Annotated in this window: 3 protein-coding genes and 1 pseudogene; all 4 read right to left on the reverse strand. The window is 72.0% G+C overall.

From position 1 onward, the window contains the following. Positions 1-1,282: ABC transporter substrate-binding protein (locus ND748_RS27315; protein WP_251749082.1), on the reverse strand; the 1,282-nt coding region annotated here is incomplete at its 3' end. Positions 1,283-1,558: 276 nt separating this feature from the next. Next, complete coding sequence (locus tag ND748_RS27320; protein WP_251749083.1) at positions 1,559-2,053, reverse strand: aminoacyl-tRNA deacylase; 495 nt, start codon at positions 2,051-2,053, stop codon at positions 1,559-1,561. Between the two features lie 100 nt (positions 2,054-2,153). Then, a complete protein-coding gene (locus ND748_RS27325; protein ID WP_251749084.1) occupies positions 2,154-2,567 on the reverse strand; it encodes a hypothetical protein in 414 nt (137 codons plus the stop codon). A gap of 14 nt (positions 2,568-2,581) precedes the next feature. Next, positions 2,582-3,947, reverse strand: a pseudogene (locus ND748_RS27330) (transcriptional regulator); the annotation flags it as partial.

Raw genomic sequence — 3,947 nt, forward strand, 5'->3', positions numbered from 1 at the left:
GCAGGCCGTTGGGGTCGTCGATGAGCCCGGTGCGCAGCGGCAGGTAGCCGATCTTCGAGGAGATCTGGGTGTAGGCGCGGTCGCTGGTGAGGAACTTGATCAATTCCCAGGCGGCGCGCTGCTTGGCCGGGTCCTTGCTGAAGATGGCCAGGGCCGAGCCCGAGTTGGTGGGGACGACGGGCTTCGAGCCGAAGCCCGGCTCACCCGTGGCGCCGAGCTCCCAGTTGTTCGCCTTGGCGCCCGCCATCAGGGCGGCCTGCACGGCGCTGCTCTCGACCATCATGCCGAGCTGCCCGCTGGAGAACGCCTTGAGCGCCTGCTGCTGGTCGAGGTTCGGCATCGCCCCGCTGTGGACGAGGTCCTGCGACATGGAGACGGTCTCGACGGCGGGCGCGTCGGCGAAGGTCAGCTTGCTCGCGTCCGGCGCCAGCACCCGGCCGCCGTTGGAGAGCACCATCGACTGCCAGCACCAGTCCACGGTCGCCTTGGTCAGGCAGTTGACCTCGACGCCCTCCTTGCCGGTCCTCGCCTTGATGGCCAGCGCCGCGGCCTTGACGTCCGCCCAGGTCTTCGGCGGGTTCGCCGGGTCGAGACCGGCCTGGGCAAACAGCGTCTTGTTGATCCACATCACCGGCGTCGAGAAGACGTACGGGACGGCGTAGGTGCGGCCGTCGACCTCGCCGAGTTTCGGCACGGCCGGGGCGTAGGGGTGCGCGCCGCCGTAGTTCGCGGCAAGCGCGTCCTTGCCGACGAGGGTGTCGATGGGCGCCGCGCCCAGGCTGGTGGCCGCGAACCGCAGCGCGTTGAAGGTGATCTGGCCGACGTCCGGCGGGTTTCCCGCCAGCACCTGGTTCTTGATGCTGGTGGTGTACTCGTTGCCGCTGGTCACCCCCTGCGGGGGCTGGCCCTTGACGGTGATGTTCGGGTGTTCCTTCTCGAACTGCGCGATGAGGCTCTCGACCACGGGCTTCCAGGTGCCGGTGCTCAGCAGGTTGTAGCTCTCGAAGACGATCGAGACCTTCTGGTCGGCGGCGAGCTGCGGGATCGCGGCGGTCGCGCCGGCCGGGGCCTTGGCCGAGTCGGACGTCGAGGAGTCCGTCGCACACGCGGCGGCCAGCGCCGCCACCAGCGTCACGGCGGCGGCGGCGCGCAGCAGTCGTGGCCGGGGCAGTCGGAGCCGAGGCAGGTGTTCACCAGCCGGATGCGCACGAGCCTGGCGTTCACGAGCCTGGCGTTCATGAGGCAGGCGTTCACGAGGCAGGCGTGGTCGAGCCACGGGCATGCTCCTTGGCAGAGGGGTGGGCGCGCGCCGCACGCCAGGTACGTTCGTTCCGGAGGTCGGCGTTTTCCCGGTTCGTCGTTACGTGGGTAGCGTCCGATGCGCAGGTGAACGGCCTACGACCGACGGGAAACGGATGGCCGTCACTTACCGCAACGAATCTGCCGGGCCTGTCTCCGCCTGACGGGATCTCCCCTGGTCAGATCCCCGGCCGGTTTACCGGTGGTGACGGAAAGTAGGCAGGTGATGATCGGTGTCAAGGCCGAGGGGGCGCTGCCCTCACCCGGACAGGTCGTCGAAGATCGGCTTGACCAGCTCGATGAGATGGTCGACGTCGACCTGGATGGTGCGATCGGCCCGCCCACTGCCGCAGCAGACGACGCCCATGTGCCGCACGGCGGCGTCGAACACCACGACGACGCCCGGCGCGGCGCACACCGGGCTCGCTCCGCCGGGCTCCATGCCGAGGGCCCGCAGGTCCTCCGGAGCCGCCTGGCTGAGTTTCGCGCGGGAGGTTCCCGCCGCCCGGGCCAGCCTGCCGTAGTTGACCCGGCCGGTGACCGGGAGCGCGGCGAGGACGAAACCGCGGTCCGCATTCCTGAACACCATCGTCTTCAGGAGCCGCTCGGTCGGAAAACCCAGCAGTTCCGCGTCCGCCCGCCCGACAATCGGCTGGTGATCCACCGCCGTGAACGGCACTCCGGCGGCCAGGAGCACCTGTTCCGGGGACGAAATCCCGTCCGGTCGGTCCCCTCGGTCACCCAGCTCGGACATGACATGCCTTTCCTCGACGGAACGCGGACGCCATGACCCGGATTCGCCGGCCGCACCGCCACAGGGCAGGCGTCACCCCGTTCCGGGTGCTGCCGCCCGATCAGGGCCGGCGGCTGGCGGCGAGCTTCAGACCCAGTCCCATCATGACGGCTCCCGAGGCGCCGCCGATGGCCGACAGCCGGCGCGGTGACCGCGCCAGCCAGGTGCGGGCGGTGCCGGCGAGCAGGCCCCACGACACGTCCGAGACCAGCGCGATCGCCACGCAGATCAGGCCGAGAACCAGGAACTGGACGGGCACACCACCGGCGGAGCGGTCGACGACGAATCCCAGGCCGCACGCCACCGCTATGACCTGGACGAGCATCGCCGACTCGTTGCCGAGTGCGGTGAACACCGCCGCGCGGCGACCGAGCGAGACGCCCCGGCCGACGACGAAAAGCACGCTCGGTCCGGGCACCACGATCAGCGTGGCCACGATTATTAGGAAGGAGGTGAATCGCTGGGTGTCGATCACGGGAACTCCTCGGTTCAGGTCACCGCGGCGAGGGCGCGGCGGGCCTCGTCGGCCCAGTGGGTGGCGCCCCAGCGTTCGGCGACCGTGATCGCGTGCCGGTAGTGGTCGGCGGCGTCGGGGCCTCGGTCGAGGTAGGCGGCGAGATCGCCGAGGGTGTGGGCGACCGGCCGCAGTGCGAGCGACAGGCTCAGAGCGCCGGGCAACTGCCCGCGTAGCGGTAGCAGGTCGGTGTACATCGCGTGGGCGAGCGGGCGGTCCGCGACGGCGAGGGCCGCCTCGGCGCGCAGGACGGCGAGGGTCGAGAAGAGGAAGTCGGGCCGCAGCGCCGCGGTGCCGGCGTGCATCCGCGCCGCCTCGGCGGGCCGGCCGTCTCGGGCCAGGGCGAGCGTGAGCAGATCGAGCACGACAGGCCCGTGCTCGGCCAGCAGGTCGTCGGCCCGCGCGGCGAACTCGGCCATCCGGTCCTGCGTCATGCGCAGCGTGGCCAGGGCGAGGAGCTGGAAGCCGGCGGCGTGGATCGACCCGTGGCGCAGCAGCCGGGCGCTCGCCTCGGTGTACTGGCGCTCGGCGTCGTCGAGGTTGCCGGCGATGTGCGCGAGCATCGCCTGCCCGTAGTCGCCGACGCCCTCGGCCTCCGGCATCCGGTACCGGCGGGCGAGGTCCTGCCCGTCGGCGATGAAGCGCCGGACGCCGGCGACGTCGGCGTCCGCGACCGCCGCGATGGCGCGGGTGTAGTTGCCGAAGGAGCGGTAGGCGGGCAGATCGTGGGTGCGGCCGAGCGTGATCAGCTCCTCGCCGACCTGGTCCCGCTCCGGCCAGTCGGGCTCGCTGTTGTGCACCCTGGCCAACGTGGCGAGAGCGAGGGCGCGCAGGTCGGGATCGGCCACGCCGGTGGACAGGGCCGCCGCCTCCGCGGCGGCCCGCCGGGGTCGGGCGTCGTCCTCGCCGGCGAGCTCCGTGCTCAGCGCGTCCAGCAGTCGGCAGCGCACGGCGGCGTCGAGGCCGGGCCGTTCGAGCAGGCGGGTGAGCACCGCGACGACGGGCGCGTCCACAGTCCCATAGGGTCGGCTCTGCCAGGGAGTGGGCTCGGTCCAGGCGGTGAAGGCGGCGACCAGCAGGTCCTCGCGGCCGGCCGCCTCGGCGTGCTCGATGGCCCGTTGCCGGGTGGCGCGGGCGGCCGCCACCGCGCCCGCCCGTACCTGGGCCCGCAGTAACCGGCCGAACAGCAGCGCCCGCTCGGCGTCACGATCATTCTCCGGGGACGCGTGGTCGTCGGCGGGCAGGCGGTCGACACCGTCGAGCGCACCCGCAAGGAGGGTCGCCGCCGAGTCGTGGGCATATCCGCGCTCGGCGGCCTGCGCGGCCCGGACCGCGTAGTCG

Origin of the sequence: Frankia sp. AiPs1, from assembly GCF_023716945.1 — a bacterium.
Classification (GTDB): domain Bacteria; phylum Actinomycetota; class Actinomycetes; order Frankiales; family Frankiaceae; genus Frankia.

Coding starts and splice junctions, on each gene's coding strand:
- ND748_RS27320 (WP_251749083.1), bottom strand. CDS start 2,053: ATGTCCGAGCTGGGTGACCGAGGGGACCGACCGGACGGGATTTCGTCC.